Below are 17,755 nucleotides of genomic sequence, written 5' to 3'. Positions count from 1 at the left end.
CTAGTAAAAATTATCTTCCCTATCACGATGGTTCTTTCAGGTTGGGGCAGTATCCATACGGATACCGATGGGGGCGACATGTCCTATAGGGGTTTTTCACTTCCCAGACTTTCTTGCCCTCAGGAGTGACTTCAAAATTCCGTCCCGGCACATCCTCAGAGATCAGGGTATTTCCATTCGGAAGTCGCTGAAGAGTACCAGCTGCACCACTATAGAACTCATCTCCTACATCATACGCCCAGACAACTTCTTTTGTGTCAGGTGCAATCTCTAAAGCGAATGAAGTCCCTTTATCCCTGCCGTTATCAAACACAAGCATGTTACCAGCACCAGGAAGACCTTCGGTAATCATGAACGCCTCATGTCCTCCGCTAAGACCACCTTTGTACGTGCCGTGATAACTCCATACGGGTTTCCCTGACGGGCGTTCAATCACGTAGACAGTGCTCCAATTCCGGACAAGTATCATGAGGTTACCTGGTTTGAAACGCGCATCGCCTGCATCAAACCACCTATTCGGGGGTATTACCGTAACGGAATTTGAGTGAGTCCAGTCGTACTCTTTCTTGCCATCCCTGGCACGTTTCGTAATAAAGGGGCAAGGCTCACTTCCACAAGCATTCGGATCAAAATGCTCATGCAGCTTCCAGTCCCAAACCACTTCTTTCTGAGGTGTGACTTCCATGATCCCATCTGAGCGGTTTACTAATTCCCGCCGAGCAGGGTCTTTCAAGAGCGCTCTCTGCTCCTCAGGAAGCACAGAACGATAAAGAAAAATAGTATTTCCATTTGGAAGTCGCTGCACATCATGATGCACTGCTCCAGGGGCCTTAAACTCCCACTGAAGGTTTCCATCCCAGTCATATTCACGCACAAAATGCTTTAAGGAACTCCATGGTTCTCTCATCAGCCCCCACTTCGAGCCATGCACCACCAAAAGGTTACAATTTGGAAGCAGGCGAGCTCTAGCGGCATCAAAATTCCACTGATGGATCAGAGCTCCATTTTTATCGATCAGATCGATCTTCTCGTTTCCTGACTGAGGAATGATCGTAACACCCGGATACGACCGATCCGTTGAGATAGAAACAACCCGTTTTGCCGGGCGCAAGGATTCTTTCGTATCAGGAATAGGCGCATGCACCGACGGTGGCTGATCATCAGCCTGCATTCTCGCTCGTGTTCTATAGGGGCTTTTTACATCCGCCGTTTTCAATGGCGCTTTTTCAGTCGACAAAAAAAACATCGCTAAAGGAACAACAAGAAGCGCTGCCAAAAAACAAATTTTCCCTAACTTCGAAGACACGTTCGCTCCTCTTTAAAATGGAAAAGCCCAAAAGGAAAGTTGCTCAAAGAACGGGTCCATTCTCAAGTGAAAACGAACGAAAAACAAGTCTTGCAAGCCCCAGAGCTTTCATATCGTTACTTTTTGTGACGATTAATTTTATCATCTGAATCAGAGAAGCGAATTATTCGTATTTTAGCTCATCTCTCTGGTCTGACTTTGATTACCTTGCTACAATCAGAGAGTAGGGCATTAGCAGGTATTTTTCTCATGAAACAAACTCGATTCTTTTTGTTCGTCTTCCTTGTTTTTCTGTTCATTCATTCTTCCAGTCATGCGACTCCGTCTCTGAGAGGATTTCAAATCCCTGTCTCGGTTATCTCTGAAGAGGTGCTCACCGAGCTTCGTGACGAATGGAACGTGAACTTCCTTCGAATTCAAGTGGGGAATAATGATGAAATGGATGGAACAACTGGAGAAGCGTATAATGCGATGATGGAGACTCAGTTTGCACTCCTTGACCAGAAACTCCCTCTTATTCAAGCAGCTGGGCTACAAATAGTATTCATTCTCTATTCGCCGCCAGGTGGATTTGAAACAAGAGAATCGCCATCTCACTATGCGATGTTCTCCGATAGAACGCTGCAAAACGACTTCATAGATAAATGGGAAGAGATTATCGTCCGATATGGAGAGCATCCAGCAATTCTCGGTTTTGATATCGTAAATGAACCAGCTCTTCGAGACGAGCTGTTTGGAGGAGATGCTGTTGATTGGAATACGCTATTACTTGAGACGATAGCAGCTATTCGGGTGCTTGATAGCGAAGTGCCCCTGGTTGTAAAAGGCCTCTATGGCTCCCCGTATAGCCTAAAAGACCTTCCTGCTATCGACGATGAAAATATAGAGTTCGCATATAACGCTTACTTCTTTAATTCGTATCAACACACTGGTGTTGACTCAGATCCCTTTAGCCTGAGCAGGCCAGAGCAGAAAAAAATTCAACGAAAAATTCGAATGGGGCTAGCTCCCTTCCTACAGAAAGTCTTTAAGGCAACGAGACAAGGAGAATTATCAAACACTGCTTATCCACCGAAATTAAGTATCGGGGAAGTCGCTGTTTCAGCATGCGCCCAAGATGGAGCCTTGTTTCTCGCGGACACACTAGAAGAATTAGAACGAGATAATTCAGAGGAGAGTCATATTAAACTCGGGAAAAGAGGCAAACTAAAACTTACAAAGGCCGCTCGCGAGAAATTCACGGGGAAAAAGAAAAAACGAGCTTTTATCAATGATATTGCTCACACCAACTATGCGGTACATGCCTATATGGAGGCGCAGATCTGGGATCCTCGCTCGGAATGCAGTCTCGATGGCACGCTCTCCCTAGCCTCCGAAGATACTGACCGAGCCATTGTTCTGAAGAGCTATTTTTCCAGGAATTCATCGTAACGAGACCCAGCCTGAAGCAGTGAAAAAGACTCAAAAATGGGTTGTGGCTCCGCTCCTTTCGCCAATCAGATCGGAGTCATTCCGCCCCAGAGTGACGGATAATTCACCCTATTCGGAAAGAATCCTGCCCAAAGGGTAGACTTAGAATGGAAAACAGATTTAAATAAGGCACTTACATAGCGAGGGTGGGAACCACGCCTCTCATAAGATAGAGCCAGCCCAGAGAACGACACCATCTGGTGTCGGGCGGTTTGTATTGATTCTCTCACCCTCATGATCCGCTTCCTGAAGGAAGAGGATCATTTGAGGAATTTGGAGAGAGTCTGCTTCCATGAGAGACATCCTGTCCACGCGCTAGAATCTTGTGGATCAGCAGAAGGTTAAACTATTCGCAACAGAAGGATGCGAGAGAGATCTTTGAAGGATGTTTCACCGTATTCGTAATTTTTAACAACGTGTATTAACAAGCAACTGAGGTGTACCTTGGCAACTTTAACAGAAGACCTTTCAAGATATAGAAACATCGGGATTTTTGCGCATGTTGACGCAGGAAAAACCACAACTACCGAGCGTATCCTTAACCTCACAGGGAAGATTCATAAACTTGGTGAAGTGCATGATGGAGAAGCAACTACTGACTTCATGGATCAAGAACGAGAGCGTGGAATTACCATTCAATCTGCCGCAACCAGCTGTTCATGGAACGAACATCGACTAAATATCATTGATACCCCAGGTCACGTAGATTTTACGATTGAAGTGTATCGTAGCTTGAAGGTGCTTGATGGTGGGGTCGGAGTATTTTGTGGCTCAGGAGGAGTTGAGCCACAATCTGAGACAAACTGGAGGTACGCAAACGATTCGAAAGTTGCTCGCCTTATCTTTGTAAATAAGCTCGATCGAGTAGGTGCTGATTTCTACAGGGTCATTGAGCAGATAAAAAAGGTGCTTGGGGCAAAGCCTCTTGTTATGACTCTCCCGATTGGAACAGAGAGTGAGTTTACTGGAGTAGTAGAGCTCATCACTCGAAAGGCGTGGATCTGGGACAACTCAGGCGATCCAACGAAGTATGAAATAACAGAGCCGCCTGCAGAAATGGCAGATAAAATAGAAGAGTATCGTGAGTTACTCGTTGAAACCGCCCTCGAACAGGATGATGACGCCATGGAGGCGTATCTTGAGGGGCAAGAGCCGACTGAAGAAGTCTTGAAAAACTGTATCCGCAAAGGAACGATTGCTCTTGAATTTTTTCCATCTTTTTGTGGTTCAGCATTCAAAAACAAAGGGGTACAGCTTGTCCTTAATGGAGTTGTTGACTACCTCCCGAATCCTACAGAGGTTCCGGCTCAACCAGAGATTGATCTTGAAGGAAATCCAACAGGGGAATTCGCTGAAGTAACACCTGACAAGCCACTCCGAGCGCTGGCATTTAAGATCATGGAAGACCGATTTGGAAAACTTACGTTCCTCCGAATTTACTCTGGAAAACTTGAAAAGGGCTCAATGGTCCTCAACACCTATACAGGAAGAAAAGAGCGTATCGGGCGGATTGTTGAGATGCATGCGGACAGCCGAGAAGAACTCGATTCTGCAAAAGCAGGTGACATTGTCGCAGTGTTAGGAATGAAGGAAGTTCAAACTGGGCACACACTGGCCGATCCAGATAATCCAGCTACTCTTGAACCGATGGTATTCCCGGATCCGGTTATTTCTATTGCAATTGATACGAAGGACAAAGGAGATAGAGACAAGCTTGGTGTGGCCCTCTCAAAAATGACATCAGAAGATCCGTCATTCCGCGTTGAAACCGATGAAGAAACTGGTGAGACAATCCTAAAGGGAATGGGAGAACTTCACCTCGATATCAAAATTGACATCATCAAAAGAACATACGGGATTGAGTGCGTAGCTGGTGCACCGCAAGTTGCATACCGTGAAACGATCTCCCGACGTGTTGAGGGAAGCTACACTCACAAAAAGCAAACTGGTGGTTCTGGTCAGTTTGGTAAGATTGACTTTATCGTTGAGCCAAATGAAGCGGGTCAAGGATATGAGTTTGAATCTCAAATCAAGGGTGGAAACGTACCGAAAGAATTCTGGCCGGCTATCGATAAGGGATTCGAGATGAGCTTGGAGCAAGGGGTCCTCGCGGAATACCCTTGTATCGATGTTAAGATCACTCTTGTTGACGGGGCATATCACGCCGTTGACTCCTCTGCCATTGCCTTTGAACTGGCAGCGAGAGGAGCATATCGAGAGATTATGCCAAAGGCTGGGCCTCAAATTCTTGAGCCAATCATGAAAGTCGATGCGTTTATTCCTGATGACTATCTTGGTGATACTATCGGTGATTTGAACCGGAGACGTGGAGTAATCATCTCGCAGGAAGTTGGAATAACTGGTGCGCGAGTTCAAGCTCACGTACCGCTCGCAGAGATGTTTGGATACATTGGGGACTTAAGAACCATGACCTCAGGCCGTGGGCAGTTCTCGATGGAGTTCTTGAACTACCAGCCATGTCCTGCCAACATTACCGAAGAGGTAATCAAGGAAGCAAGAGAGAGGAAGGAAGCGAAAAAGTAATGCGCAAATGAGTCGTCTTCTCATCGAAGATTACTTCATTACAACCTACTTCTTAAGCCCAACTCATCTTTCAACCGAAGAGAGTTGGGCTTTTGCACACGTGAATAGAGGCTCATTCCTTCAGCACTCATGTCTCTTTTTTGTCTCGCACATGTCAAAGAGCCTTGTTTGCATGTATAAGTCGGTTGATACTTGAAGTGGCTTTCCCTTATGTGAACGCTTTAAAAGGAGGAATCTCATGATCTGCATTTCGAAAACGTTTGAGTTTTGTGCAAGTCACCGGCTCGCCCGACAAGACTGGAGCGAGCAGAAGAATGCTGATGTCTTTGGAAAGTGCACTAACGTGCATGGCCATAACTATCGCCTTGAGGTGAGTGTTTCCGGGCCTTTTCAGCCAGAGACTCAGATGGTGATGGACGCCTCTCTTCTGGACTCAATCGTACAAGAAAATGTAATCCAAGAACTTGATCATAAACATCTGAATTCTGATGTGCCGTGGTTACAAGATCATATCCCGACCGTAGAGATTATTCTCGAGTGTATCTGGAAACGATTAGAGGGGTCTATCGAGCAATCTGGAAATGGAGCCAGACTAGAAAGGCTTGTCTTACACGAAACAAGTCGAATCTTCGCAACTCGAACCAGGGACTAATGTGCTGTTTTTGGGTCTTGGGTTTAATCTCCCCTTTAGGATATAAAGCTTCTTAGGAGTTAATTGATGAGCACCCTTGAAGATATTTGCACCGAACTTCTCAAAGAAATTGGAGAAGATCCAGAACGAGAAGGTCTTCAGAGAACGCCTGTTCGCTTCCATAAGGCAATGAAAGAGCTAACCGCGGGCTACGAGCAAACGGCAGAGGAACTCGTAGGAGAAGCAATTTTCACTGAAGATTGTTCCGAGATGATTATAGTTCGAGACATAGAATTCTACTCGCTCTGCGAACATCATCTTCTGCCCTTCTTCGGCAAGGCTCACGTGGCGTATATTCCCGATGGAAAGATTGTCGGGCTTTCAAAAATTCCAAGAATCATAAATATGTTCGCTCGTCGTCTCCAAGTCCAAGAGCGGCTAACAGTACAAATTGCAGACGCTATCAGTGAGCTGTTACAAGCAAAAGGAGTGGGATGCATCCTAGAAGCACGTCACATGTGTATGATGATGCGAGGAGTCCAGTCCCAATCAAGTTCAATGGTGACGAATGCGATGCGAGGCTCTTTCCTGACCGATGAGAAGACTCGTTCAGAATTTATGCACATTGTGAAGGAATCAATAAGATGAAAACAGCCCTGATAACAGGCGCCAGTCAGGGGATTGGAAATGCGGTAGCGAAGAGACTCTCCAGGGAGGGCTATGCTGTTGCTCTGCTCGCTCGCTCGTCTGCGGAACTGACAACTCTTCAAAATCAGATTATGGAATCTGGCGGGGTCGTAGTGCCACTACCATGCGATGTCGCTGATCCAGATGCAGTCGAAGAGGCATTTGAAAAACTGCAAGGTGAATGGGAACAACTAGATTTTATATTCAATAATGCTGGGAAAAATATCCAGGGTACGCTCGAACCTTCGCTCAATGAAATGAAAGCGCTGTATGATGTTAACGTATTTGGTGCTTATTCTATTCTTCAACATGCTGTACCGTGGCTAAAATCTCAAGGAAGTGGAACGATAATTAATCTTGTCTCAGTAGCCGGCATAACTGGATTTGCGGGCGTCGGTGCTTACTGTTCATCAAAATTTGCTCTTCGTGGCCTTAATCAATCGCTCCATCATGAGCTTGAGCCATTAGGAATTCGAGTATGTGCCATTTCACCTAGCTGGGTAGACACAAGAATGGCAGATCATTGTCCATTCAAAGCAGAAAAGCGGATAAGACCAGAAGACATTGCTGATACTGTTCTCTATATCCTTAATCTTGGCCCAAATGTTTCCATAGAGGAAATCACTGTAGGTTGTCGTAGTGACCTTGGCTAAGTTTCTCTATACCACGCAGTATCTTCTCGAGCTTTTTTAATAATACCGCTTCATCTGTTGGGTCTGTTTCCAAATAACGGATAGCTTGATGCGCTAATCGCTGCTGCCGTTCAGCAATGATATCAGCTCTCGCAATGACCTTATTCAACTGAATGGTAAGCATGTCACAGTTTAATCGTAATCCTTTCTTCTCAGTCAGAGTCAGACCAGTGAATACGCCGGTATCTTTACAGAGTTGCTCAAGCTCCCTGATTGACTGCTGGACTTTCTCTCTCACTTCACCTGGGACGCGGAATTCATCTTGTTCAACGAGCTCTCTCATCTCTATTCTCAGCGATTCACTATACTCAACACGATTTATTGACGCACGCTCATTACCTCGTTCCTGAACATCCCCGTGTTGCGCTTTACTTGCTATCTGCGATTCAAGCTTCCGGATGCGCAGTTGTACATCTTGATTATCTTCTCTTCTCTCTCTTTCTTTCTGGTCAGCATCACTAGCCTCCGAGAAAGAATCGCTGAGAGGGGCAAAAAATGGGTCGCTCGTCTGAATTGTATGATGCGGTCGTTCCCTTAAAGCCGCCTGATCTGATTCACTCAGATAGGACAAATTTGGGGGGGTCGAACTTTGCAACCGCGCTTCAATCGCCTCATAAGTATTAACGTCTGCAAAGCCTGTTAGTGGCCGCACTCCCATCTGATCAGTAGTAGAAAGGCTAAATAAATTATCTGACTTTCGTTTCCAGCTGTGGCTCCCTAAGTACGTATTCACAGCCCCTATAAAAACGGCTATCGTCGAAGTGGTTTCCTCAGAGAGTCGATGCTCCAAAAGCTGAGGACCCCCAACAGTAATATCGGCCCTCTTCAAATTGCCAATCTCCTCTACTGAGAACTTCTCTCGCTCAACAAGAGCCAATACAACGTCCTTCGCAAATTCATAAACGACATCTGGAACGGCTCTTATTATCGCCGCAAGCTGAGAGTGCTCTTGAACCTCAAGAGACTTCATAGGCTCTGTCTTTTCTATTCTCCTTACTGAACTTTCTAGTGATGAAATGAGCGGCTTATTTTGATCAATGCAGGACTTTTGAGAATCATTGGAAAAGAGAGGAGTATTAGACATAAATGACCAGCTCGTAATATTGAAATACAATCTTCCCGAAGAACCGAGGGAATTCTAATGAGAATCATAGGTAAAATGCAACGAGGTTCTGACTTTATAAGATGTTGATTTTATGTGTTATTTTAAAATACAGGGCATGTTATACGGTTTCTCCTCTTTGCGCCTGACTCTCTTCCAGTGCAGCAAGAAGCTCCTCTCTTGTCGGATAATACTGGTCAGTAGAAAGCTCACTGTCTAATAAATCTCTTAGAAACATCTCCTTTTTTTCAAGGTTAGAGGAGATCAGGCCATCAACCCGTCCCGACTCGAGCGATACAATGTTTACTACTCCTTCTTGCCCAATTCGATGAACTCGATCAATGGACTGTAACCAATGTTCTCCATTCCATGTCTTATCCAGATAAATTGCTGTTCGCGCCGCTGTAAGGGTAATTCCGACTCCACCTGCAGCCGGAACAGCAATAAGAACTCTGCATCCACTATCTCTTTTTTGAAACTCTTCTACTGCATGAGCTCGTTCATCTACGCTCTGCTCTCCAGAAAAAGCAAAGGCTCCATACTTTTTGTAACGCACCCTCAGCTCCCTGACATTTACAAGATAGTTCGTCCATACGACTACTTTCTCGTCTTGCTCCTCAATTAATTCATAAAGTAATTGATCTAATTCTATAAACTTTGCAGATTCACCCATGAAGGTCTCGTCTACAAGACGTGGGTTCGATGCTATCTGAACTGCTCTTAAAAATTCTTCGAGAGTATTATCAATATCTCGGTAGAACGCCTTACCGCTCATTGAAGTCATTCGTACCTTTAGAGTTTTACACACCTCATCATAGCGGCGTTTTTGAGAGCCATGCATCTCAACATAACGTGTTGAAAAGACTTTCTCAGGAAGATCGATGACATCCTCTTTACGTCTACGGAGAAGGATCTCACGCACTCGAAGCTTTATACGTTCAACTTCCCTCTCCTTAAATTCAACTACACCTATCTTGCTAAATTTATTTCCAAGAACAGCGATATTTTCTAACCATCGGAAAAAATCACGCCCAAATCGCTCCCCGAGATCAATTAGAAACACCTGCGTCCAGAGGTCTGTAATATCCTTGGGTGCTGGAGTTCCACTGAGAAGAATTCTCCTTCGAGCTAAAGGCGCCATCTTCTGAAGAGCCTCAAAGCTTTTCGACTGCGGATTCTTAGCACGCTGAGACTCATCAATGCAGAGAAACGTGGCATGAGAATCTACCCATTCCATAAGTGGAGCTAAAACTTGAGGACTTCGAAAGCTCTCAAAATTCACAACAACGACATCGCAATAGTCATAGCTCTGCAGCTTTCTAAAAAAGCTACGCCGAAAGCTTGCACCCTTTGGAGGCGATTCAAATCTCAACTTAGGAAGCCAGGCTTTTGCCTCCTTCAGCCAATTCTTCACAAGACTGTTCGGACAAACAATGATCATCTTTTCAATATCACCTCTCCAGCGAAGTTCGGAAAACATTGATAAGACAGAGATAGTTTTTCCAAGCCCCATATCATCTCCGAGCAATCCATGCTCTGTGGTTAAAAACCACTCTACGGCAGTACGTTGATGAGGATAAAGCTTTTCACGTAATGCCTGATCGTGCTCAAGAATAGAATCTGGTACGGAGTATGTTGCTATGGCCATGCGTGCGTTGAGCTCTCTTGCCTCAGCTCTTTTCATAATCGCCTGTAGCCTCGCTTTGGCGGTCTCATCGTATTGATAGCACGTAGGCAAAAAATCATTTTCTTTCGGATGTTCCCCCAGAATATCGGCTAATTCATCTCCAAGAACGGTCATATAGAGTGTTTCAGAACCAATCGAGAGAGAAGATATTTCAGGAGAATGCCTCGTTACCAGCGCATGCAAATCACTCTCATTTTTGCTAACACACAGAACGGTGCCCCAGTCGTATGCATAGAAATGCACATCTGTTTTGAAGCGGTCTTGCAGTGCTTTGAGAACTTCAGAATCAAGCCAGAGTGGCTCCTTTCGAGCAGCCATTCGAAACAAAATCTTTACTAGCATGGAAAACGAGAGGGCCTCCGTCTCCTTCTTGCGCTCAATATCACTCTCTGAATCAGGAAGGAGTTTCTCGCGAAGAGCAAGATCGCTCCCAAGGAGGTGGAAAGCGTCTTTATGATAAATTAGTGCTGGACGCAAAGGGGATTGAATCATGTCTTCGGAAGATAAACTATGGAGACGCTCCCTGAATGAATTCATTTGCTGAAGCCTCTGCGCAGCAGAATACGCAACTGCGAAACTACACTCTTTTTTCTTGAGCTTCTTCAAAAGTTGCCTTATTGAGCTGGAGTCTACGGTGAAACTTCGGCGCTCATGTATCCATCTTCCGCCTCCGAACTGGCGTAGTATCGACCGGAAGGAGGAATCCGCTGAAATCCTCACAAGTAGTCGATCAAGCTCAGTATCCCAGTAAAACCATCCTTTTACCGGGATGAGATTCATAAAGGCATCCGGAACCTCGAATGGATTTTCACGATACGCTTGAGTCGCATCTTCATAGAGTTGAGACATAGCAGATTTTAAGGACTCGACTTCTTCTTCTCCGCAAGACCACTGGACCTCCATTTTATTTTCCTGCTCTAGCAGAAGAATATGGCTGATTGTCTCCCTCGGGATACGCCAGCACTTCTCTCGTTTCATCCATTGAGCGTCTGGCAATGAGCGAAAGAACCGGTTCTCAGAAATATCTGATGCGGCTCTAACAAATGCATATTTTCTCTTGATATCAACTGCAATCATGGGCGTGGAGCAGCATAAATAGACGACGCTACTCTGTCATCCTATTTGTAGGCTATTCCGAAACTTTTTTCAGGCTGGCAGAGACCTTCTATCTCCGTACCCGATGAAATTCCTCTGCTGTACATAACTGATATGTTTCGCCTGATTCTACAAATGGGTTCGAATATGGTGCCACCCGATAAATTCGCGATGATGAGGGCTCTAAAAGGAACAAGTCATTCTGCTGACTACTCGTAGACCCTTCGATCTGAACTAACGACTGAATACGAAGTCTTGCATTATCTAAATAAATGAGGCTTGGAAGATCTTTTGCTTTCATCGCTTTTGCTTGTTGTGATTTCTCGACATTCAATACAATCGAGTTTGGAGCTCGACACAGGTGTTTATCCTCTATCCGAACCCCCACGAACTTGGATGCTACGATGGCATCTCCTAATAACAATTGACCCTGTACCCCAAGAGAGTAATCTTTGACGAGCGTTGAGCTCTCAGACGAGACCGTCCATGCTTGAAGATCAGACGCGAATTCCTCGGACTCTGTAAAAGCATGAGTAAGGCCTATGAAGCCGAGAGTGTCTTTATTCCCTGTCGATGAATTCACAAAAAGCGTAACAAGAGGAAGGCTTTCTGTTGTGGATACAGAAAGGCGTACAGATCCCTCCTTATCACCAAGTACCAAGGTGAAGTTTCCTCGGATCTCAAACTCTTGCTCTCCGAGAAGGAGTCTTGAAAATGTCTTATTCTCTGTATCAAACTCCAGAAAGAGACTTTGTGCCTGCTGTTCAACGGTCAACATTTGTGGGTCAAAGAGTTGTGCGGGGACTGGGATGGCTGTTGAGAGAACAAAGAGGCCTGGATAATCTTCTGAGTCAGGAACTACGATTGCAGCCACTCGTCCCGTGGAATGTACATATGTGAAATCCCCTATTTTCGCATAATCAGCGCAAACCACGGCGGGGAAGAGCAATCCGAATGCTCCACTTCCCAAGTATAATAGTGCCGACCATAACGCTCTTTTCATCTTTGTCCCCTCACCCTCGCTAAGCAGTGATAGCCTAGCTAAGCTACCAATATTTGGTCATAGAAAACTCGACATTTCCTTAAGATTTCTTAAACATGGCCCCTACTCGAACTTTGAGAAAACGAATGTTGATAAAACTCCGTTTTATCACAAAGAGTGTTCAGTGTCGAGGTCAAGAACATTTGATAAAATGCCGAGACTTTAGGAGTAATCTTAGTCTAATTATCGAAAATGAGCGACCACGTTCTTACCATACAACGGATTCTCTCTGATGGGGCTGTCGCCAAGACTGTGACCTGTCGCTCAGGTCGGATCGCGGTCTTTAGAAGTCACGCGCCTGAAAAGCTCTATGAATATGAGCTTGCTCTCCGAGGAAAGCTCGAAAATCCCTCTTCTTTCCGCATCATGTTTGATGGCAAAGCATACGATCCAACACAAGCAATATTCATCGGATTCGAAAATATCCGTTATCGTGCAGAGACAACGGCTCGGACTCTACTTTCAGAGAGTGGAGTCCCTGCGAACGAATTAGACACAATACTTCAGGAGCATGGACTCTACTCCATCGGGGAAAAAGCACTAACGGACCTCTCAACACAAGAAGCTCATGCGCTTGCCCTCCTTCAGATCAGCCTACAATCATTTCCTCTCTTAATTATGAAGGACCCTTTTCTCTCAATTCCAGATAAATTTCGAGAGATGTATGCACATACCCTCGCTAATGGAATTTGGAAAAATAAGGGGATTGCCATTGTAGCATCTCTCTCATGGAGGCCTGATGCATGGATTGATAATGACATTATTACTCGCGTGCAAATTGATCAGACCGCGAGAAGAGCGACTGTCGGCATAGGCGGAGAGAATCCACTCACCGAACTTGCACAACAACTTCGCCAGGAAAAGCATGTTACTCAAGCGAAGAAATCCGCTGAAGAGGCGCTTGAAAAAGCGGCTGAAAAAGTGGGCGCAAGACGTAGAGCTCCCCGTTTTTTCTCCAGCACTCTCGTCCGATTATCCGCGATATCAGTGCTTTTTATAAGCGTTGGCCTCGGGATACTCATCAACCGGGAAAGCTTTTCTAGCCGCTCTTCACAGTCCTCTAGCCTTCCTGTCGAAACGAGTCTGCCGATAAGCTCGTCAGAAAACACCACTCAATCAAACCAACTGGTCCTTGATTCCTATCCTGTAGACATTCGGGATGGCATTGTTGCAGCGTTTTCTGGAGAAGCCTCTCTTTCAGATGAAGCGAGATTCGTTCCGCTCGCTCAACAAGAACAAGGAGCAGAGGCCGACGACAAGAGCTCAGATTCCCCCAGTCTGAATACGATGGAATCAACACCGCTACCCAGAGCTTCTCAGGGTTCAAAAACCAAGAATCCCCTCATTTCACTTCGGGACCTCTCTGAACTCTCGAATACCTCCACATCATCATCCGGGGCATCATCATCCAGGACTCAACCAAAAAGCATTGTTCAAAATACAAACATAAGCTCTTTTGAAAATCGGATGGAAAAACTTATGGAGGGGAAAGACCCTGCAACCCAAGAACGAATACGAAACCTGATTGATCGAATGAGAGAGCGTGCTGCAGAACGAGGTCAATAGGACGTTTTGCAACGTTTCAAAAGCTTGCTAATATGCGTAGCTATGAGTAAACAGCGAGAGAAAAAAGACGGTCTAGTGTATTCATCTGACTTTGGTAGGGCTTGCCCGGCGTGTTCACAGCCAGTGGCACAATGTCAGTGTAAAGCGCATATTGAAAAGAACGTCCTGAAGTCTCCTTTCAAAGACGGCATGATTCGAGTTGAGCGACAAACAAAGAAAAGAGCCGGACAAATAGTAACAGTAGTACGGGGAGCAGAGCTGCCTGCTCGTGAACTCAAAGAACTCGCTCGCTCGCTTAAATGCGCATGCGCCAGTGGGGGAACTGTCAAAGATGGAAACATCGAGATTCAAGGTGACCATGCAGAACTTCTCATCAGAGAGCTAGACAAACTTGGCTTTCCTGCAAAACGCTCTGGGGGTTAATCAATGCTGACCCTTTCCAATATCTCTAAGGGTTATGCTGGAAAACAGCTTTTCCAAGACGCAAGCCTCGTCCTCAATAGAGGAGAGTGCTTGGGGCTCATTGGAAGGAATGGTCATGGAAAGTCCACGTTACTGAGACTCATTTGTGGGAAAGAAGACCTCGATCAAGGACAAATCAGCGTCGAAAAGGGGTGTCGGATTGGTATTCTCGAACAATACTTCCAGTTTACTGGAGAGACAACTTTAGCAGAGGCAGAAAAAGCTCTGCCCTTACTTGATGGGGCATATCGCGAAACCTTCAAGGCAGAGCAAGTTCTTGAAGGGCTTGGTTTCTCAGAAGAGCGAAGGCAACAAGCTCCAGAAACTCTTTCTGGGGGATATCAGATTCGACTCAACCTCGCAAAACTTCTCCTCTCAGAGCCAGATATTCTTTTACTCGATGAGCCGACCAATTATCTCGATATTGTTTCAGTAAAATGGCTAGAGACATTCTTAAAAGAGTGGAAGGGAGGATCAATCGTTATATCCCATAATCGGTCATTTATCGACTCGATCTCCTCCCATATCGCTCTCATCTATCGGATGGGGATACGAAAGCTGTCAGGTACCACCGAAAAGATCTATGGACGAATTGCTGAAGAGGAAGAGATCCACGAAAAGACGCGCCTGCATCAAGCAAAAGAGAGAGAACGCCAAGAAGAGTTTATCAGAAAGTACCGATCAAAAGCTCGTCAGGCCTCACGGGTTCAAAGCAGAGTCAAAGCGCTTGAACGGACAGAAGTTATAGAAAAATTAGAAACCGAGAAAGACCTTGCATTTCAATTTTCTTATGAGGCATTTTCGCCCAAATGGATCTTGCACGCGAAGGAACTCTGCTTTGGATATGAAGAGTTTCCCCTTTTCCAGGATTTATCATTCTCGCTTGGGGCGAATGACCGAATTGGAATAATCGGAGCGAACGGAAAGGGAAAATCTACTCTGCTCTCTCTCCTCTATGGGGCACTGACTCCCAGAAGTGGAAGTACTGAGATTCATTCTCTCGCAACAGTAGGCTATCTTGGGCAAAGCAATATCGAACGACTCCATCCAGATAAAACAGTTGAAGAATTGATTCTTGAAAAAGAGAGTAACCACAATCGCACCAGAGCACGTACAATTGCTGGATGTATGCTCTTCTCAGGAGACACCGCAGAGAAGCAGTCTAAGGTCCTCTCAGGAGGCGAAAAGACTCGTGTTCACCTCGGTCGGATCATCGCTCAACCTACCAATCTCTTATTTCTTGATGAACCGACCAATCACCTTGACTACTATGCCTCTCAAGCGCTCTTGAATGCTCTGGAAGATTACGTGGGTGCTGTTGTACTCGTAACTCATGATGAAGAATTTCTCAGAAAAATCGCGAATCGTCTGATCATTTTTCAACAGGGTGGAGCCACTCTTTTTGAGGGTGGATATACTGACTTCCTTCATCGTGGTGGATGGGAAGAACAAAGAAATACTAGCTTGGAATCTGCTTCCATGAAATCTTCTACGATTCAGAGCAGCACCCTAAACAAGAAAGAACTGCGAAAGCAACGCTCCGAAATCCTGAAGGAAAAAGGGAGCGTCTTAAAACCCTTAAAGAGTGAGATGAAGAAGACTGAGCAAACAATAGAAGCTCATGAACAAGCAATTTCTGAGGAAGAACAAGAGCTCATAGAAATTACAGTGAACGGCTTTAATGATCGTGCTGCGAAACTTAGTCGAAGCATCGCCTCTCGTAGACAACAGATCGAAGAACTCTTTGAAGCTTTAGAACAACTTGAAAGCGAAATAGTTGAACACGAAGCTACTTTTGAAGAAAAGTTAAAGGCTTTTAATTAACGCTTTTTCAGACAAACCATCTTCATAAACCATTCACTAGAGGGCACATTCACTAGCGCCCGCGACGACCGCGACCACGCGAGCCTCCTCGTCCCGAACGCTTCTTCGCAAAAGGAGACTCCCTACGATTCTTCATCGTTTCAACAAATTTCGAATGGAATGCATGCTCTCGATCTACATCGAGCGTGCTCCCGATAAAACTCTCGATTAAATGAAGTGCCTTCACTTCGTCAAGGTCGCATAAGGAAAGAGCAATTCCTCGAGAACCAGCCCTAGCCGTGCGGCCAATTCGATGGACAAAATTCTCTGGATCGCCGGGCAGATCATAATTGATCACATGACTAATACCCTCTACATCAATTCCTCGAGCCATCACATCCGTTGCAACCAATACCCGATTCTCTCCACTATCAAACGCACGCAATGCCTGTTGGCGATCTCGTTGACTCTTATCTGAGTGGATCGCTGCGGTAGCAATATCTTGTCTCGACAGAATAGCCGCTAATACATTGGCGTCAGATTTTGTCGCCGTAAATATCAGCACTCTTGTCATCTCGGGATCTCTCACTAACTCAAGAATAAGCTCACGCTTATCCCGTCTTTCGACGAAAAGAACCTGGCTCTCAACATTCTCATTGACTGTATCTGGGGGATGCACAGCAACGGTTTGAGGATTCTGCAGTAACACTCGTGCTAAACTACCAACCTCTCCGGAGGTAGTCGCAGAAAAGAAGAATGTTTGTCGTTCTTTAGGGATCTTTTTTGCTATGTCCTGCACATCATGGACGAATCCCATATCAAGCATTCGGTCAGCTTCATCGAGTACAAAGTACTCCACACGACGGAGATCCACTTGCTTTCGATAGAGAAGGTCGAGCAGCCTGCCTGGCGTAGCTACCAGAATATCAACCCCTTTTTGAATCTGCTTTATCTGTCGCTGAATAGAAAGTCCACCGACAACAGAGAGCACATTAAAGGGGAGAAACTTCGCATAGGCTTCAACATTTTCCTCAATTTGCTGTGCAAGCTCACGAGTTGGGCTAAGAATGAGCGCTCGGACGAATCGATTCCGCCGCTTCTTCTGTCGCTTTCCTCGAGAATCAGACTGATCGTGGGCATCGCCCTCAGAGGGCTGCGCCTGCATACCCCGCTCAAGCTCATTCTCTGATTCGCTCATAGCCATTCGTTCAAGAATGGGGAGTACGAACGCTGCCGTTTTTCCGGTTCCTGTCTGCGCTGCGCCTAGAATATCTTGTCCATCAATCGCAAGTGGAATTACGGCCGATTGTATTTCAGTCGGCTCCGAATAACCAACTTCCTTGAGAGCAGCGAGTATTCTCGGATTCAAGGAGAGGGACTCAAAAGAATCTGTCTTCATATTTTTTTACTTTAGTCTCTTCATGGCATTGTATTGATAGCGCTTTGTCACAATGCATTCTTACTGTTTTCTTTCACGAACTTGCCCCAACAAAGCGTATCCGAGCATTTTCTCCTTGCGTGCTTGAGCAATCAAAGAAGTACTGATGTTCATAGTTCAATAGCGGTGCTCGATCATACTGGTTCAATTAACACCATGAGCTCAATATCATTTCGCCACAGATAATTGCGTAATAGGTCTCTCTGGCAAGACAACAAGCGGCACACTAC

The 17,755-nt window shown here is 45.5% G+C and carries 14 protein-coding genes; 9 read left to right on the top strand and 5 right to left on the bottom strand.

Features of this window, described 5'->3' with window-relative positions:
• Positions 1-22: 22 nt before the first annotated feature.
• Positions 23-1,306 carry a hypothetical protein gene (locus tag EBR25_06070; GenBank protein NBW40560.1) on the bottom strand — a complete coding sequence of 428 codons (1,284 nt, stop codon included), beginning with the start codon at positions 1,304-1,306 and terminating at the stop codon, positions 23-25.
• Between the two features lie 249 nt (positions 1,307-1,555).
• On the opposite strand from EBR25_06070, the gene EBR25_06065 reads away from it, so the two are divergent.
• The 6 genes from EBR25_06065 to EBR25_06040 all read left to right on the top strand — a co-directional run bounded on the left by EBR25_06065 (position 1,556) and on the right by EBR25_06040 (position 7,291).
• Positions 1,556-2,737 (top strand): hypothetical protein, encoded by a 1,182-nt coding sequence (locus tag EBR25_06065; GenBank protein NBW40559.1) that lies wholly within the window; start codon positions 1,556-1,558, stop codon positions 2,735-2,737.
• A gap of 483 nt (positions 2,738-3,220) precedes the next feature.
• The gene (locus EBR25_06060) at positions 3,221-5,320 is read left to right on the top strand and encodes an elongation factor G (GenBank protein NBW40558.1); all 2,100 of its coding nucleotides are present in this window, start codon (positions 3,221-3,223) and stop codon (positions 5,318-5,320) included.
• A gap of 7 nt (positions 5,321-5,327) precedes the next feature.
• On the top strand, positions 5,328-5,516 hold the full coding sequence (locus tag EBR25_06055) for a hypothetical protein (protein NBW40557.1): 189 nt from the start codon (positions 5,328-5,330) through the stop codon (positions 5,514-5,516).
• A 42-nt stretch (positions 5,517-5,558) separates the two neighbouring features.
• The gene (locus tag EBR25_06050) at positions 5,559-5,972 is read left to right on the top strand and encodes a 6-carboxytetrahydropterin synthase (protein ID NBW40556.1); all 414 of its coding nucleotides are present in this window, start codon (positions 5,559-5,561) and stop codon (positions 5,970-5,972) included.
• Positions 5,973-6,038: 66 nt separating this feature from the next.
• The gene (gene folE, locus EBR25_06045) at positions 6,039-6,599 is read left to right on the top strand and encodes a GTP cyclohydrolase I FolE (GenBank protein ID NBW40555.1); all 561 of its coding nucleotides are present in this window, start codon (positions 6,039-6,041) and stop codon (positions 6,597-6,599) included.
• A complete protein-coding gene (locus EBR25_06040) occupies positions 6,596-7,291 on the top strand; it encodes an SDR family oxidoreductase (protein ID NBW40554.1) in 696 nt (231 codons plus the stop codon). The genes folE and EBR25_06040 overlap by 4 nt, the downstream gene beginning before the upstream one ends.
• Here the strand turns inward: EBR25_06040 and EBR25_06035 are convergent.
• From EBR25_06035 to EBR25_06025, 3 genes are all read right to left on the bottom strand, one after another.
• Complete coding sequence (locus EBR25_06035; protein NBW40553.1) at positions 7,260-8,414, bottom strand: hypothetical protein; 1,155 nt, start codon at positions 8,412-8,414, stop codon at positions 7,260-7,262. The two genes, EBR25_06040 and EBR25_06035, sit on opposite strands and share 32 nt — an antisense overlap.
• Positions 8,415-8,553: 139 nt before the next feature.
• Positions 8,554-11,196 (bottom strand): DEAD/DEAH box helicase, encoded by a 2,643-nt coding sequence (locus EBR25_06030; protein NBW40552.1) that lies wholly within the window; start codon positions 11,194-11,196, stop codon positions 8,554-8,556.
• An 88-nt stretch (positions 11,197-11,284) separates the two neighbouring features.
• Complete coding sequence (locus EBR25_06025) at positions 11,285-12,217, bottom strand: hypothetical protein (GenBank protein ID NBW40551.1); 933 nt, start codon at positions 12,215-12,217, stop codon at positions 11,285-11,287.
• A gap of 231 nt (positions 12,218-12,448) precedes the next feature.
• Between EBR25_06025 and EBR25_06020 the strand changes: the two genes are divergently transcribed.
• The 3 genes from EBR25_06020 to EBR25_06010 are packed head-to-tail and all read left to right on the top strand — an operon-like array spanning position 12,449 to position 16,108.
• Positions 12,449-13,822 carry a hypothetical protein gene (locus tag EBR25_06020; protein NBW40550.1) on the top strand — a complete coding sequence of 458 codons (1,374 nt, stop codon included), beginning with the start codon at positions 12,449-12,451 and terminating at the stop codon, positions 13,820-13,822.
• Between the two features lie 42 nt (positions 13,823-13,864).
• Positions 13,865-14,245, top strand: a complete 381-nt coding sequence (locus EBR25_06015; protein ID NBW40549.1) for a translation initiation factor Sui1 — start codon at positions 13,865-13,867, stop codon at positions 14,243-14,245.
• A 3-nt stretch (positions 14,246-14,248) separates the two neighbouring features.
• Positions 14,249-16,108, top strand: a complete 1,860-nt coding sequence (locus tag EBR25_06010) for an ATP-binding cassette domain-containing protein (protein ID NBW40548.1) — start codon at positions 14,249-14,251, stop codon at positions 16,106-16,108.
• A 52-nt stretch (positions 16,109-16,160) separates the two neighbouring features.
• Here EBR25_06010 and EBR25_06005 read toward each other — a convergent pair whose 3' ends face one another.
• The gene (locus tag EBR25_06005; GenBank protein ID NBW40547.1) at positions 16,161-17,486 is read right to left on the bottom strand and encodes a DEAD/DEAH box helicase; all 1,326 of its coding nucleotides are present in this window, start codon (positions 17,484-17,486) and stop codon (positions 16,161-16,163) included.
• Positions 17,487-17,755 lie beyond the last annotated feature (269 nt).

The organism is bacterium (assembly GCA_009926305.1).
Taxonomy (GTDB): Bacteria; Bdellovibrionota_C; UBA2361; order UBA2361; family RFPC01; genus RFPC01.
Note: the sequence above shows the minus strand (reverse complement) of the source record. Positions and strands in the feature narration are given on the sequence as shown.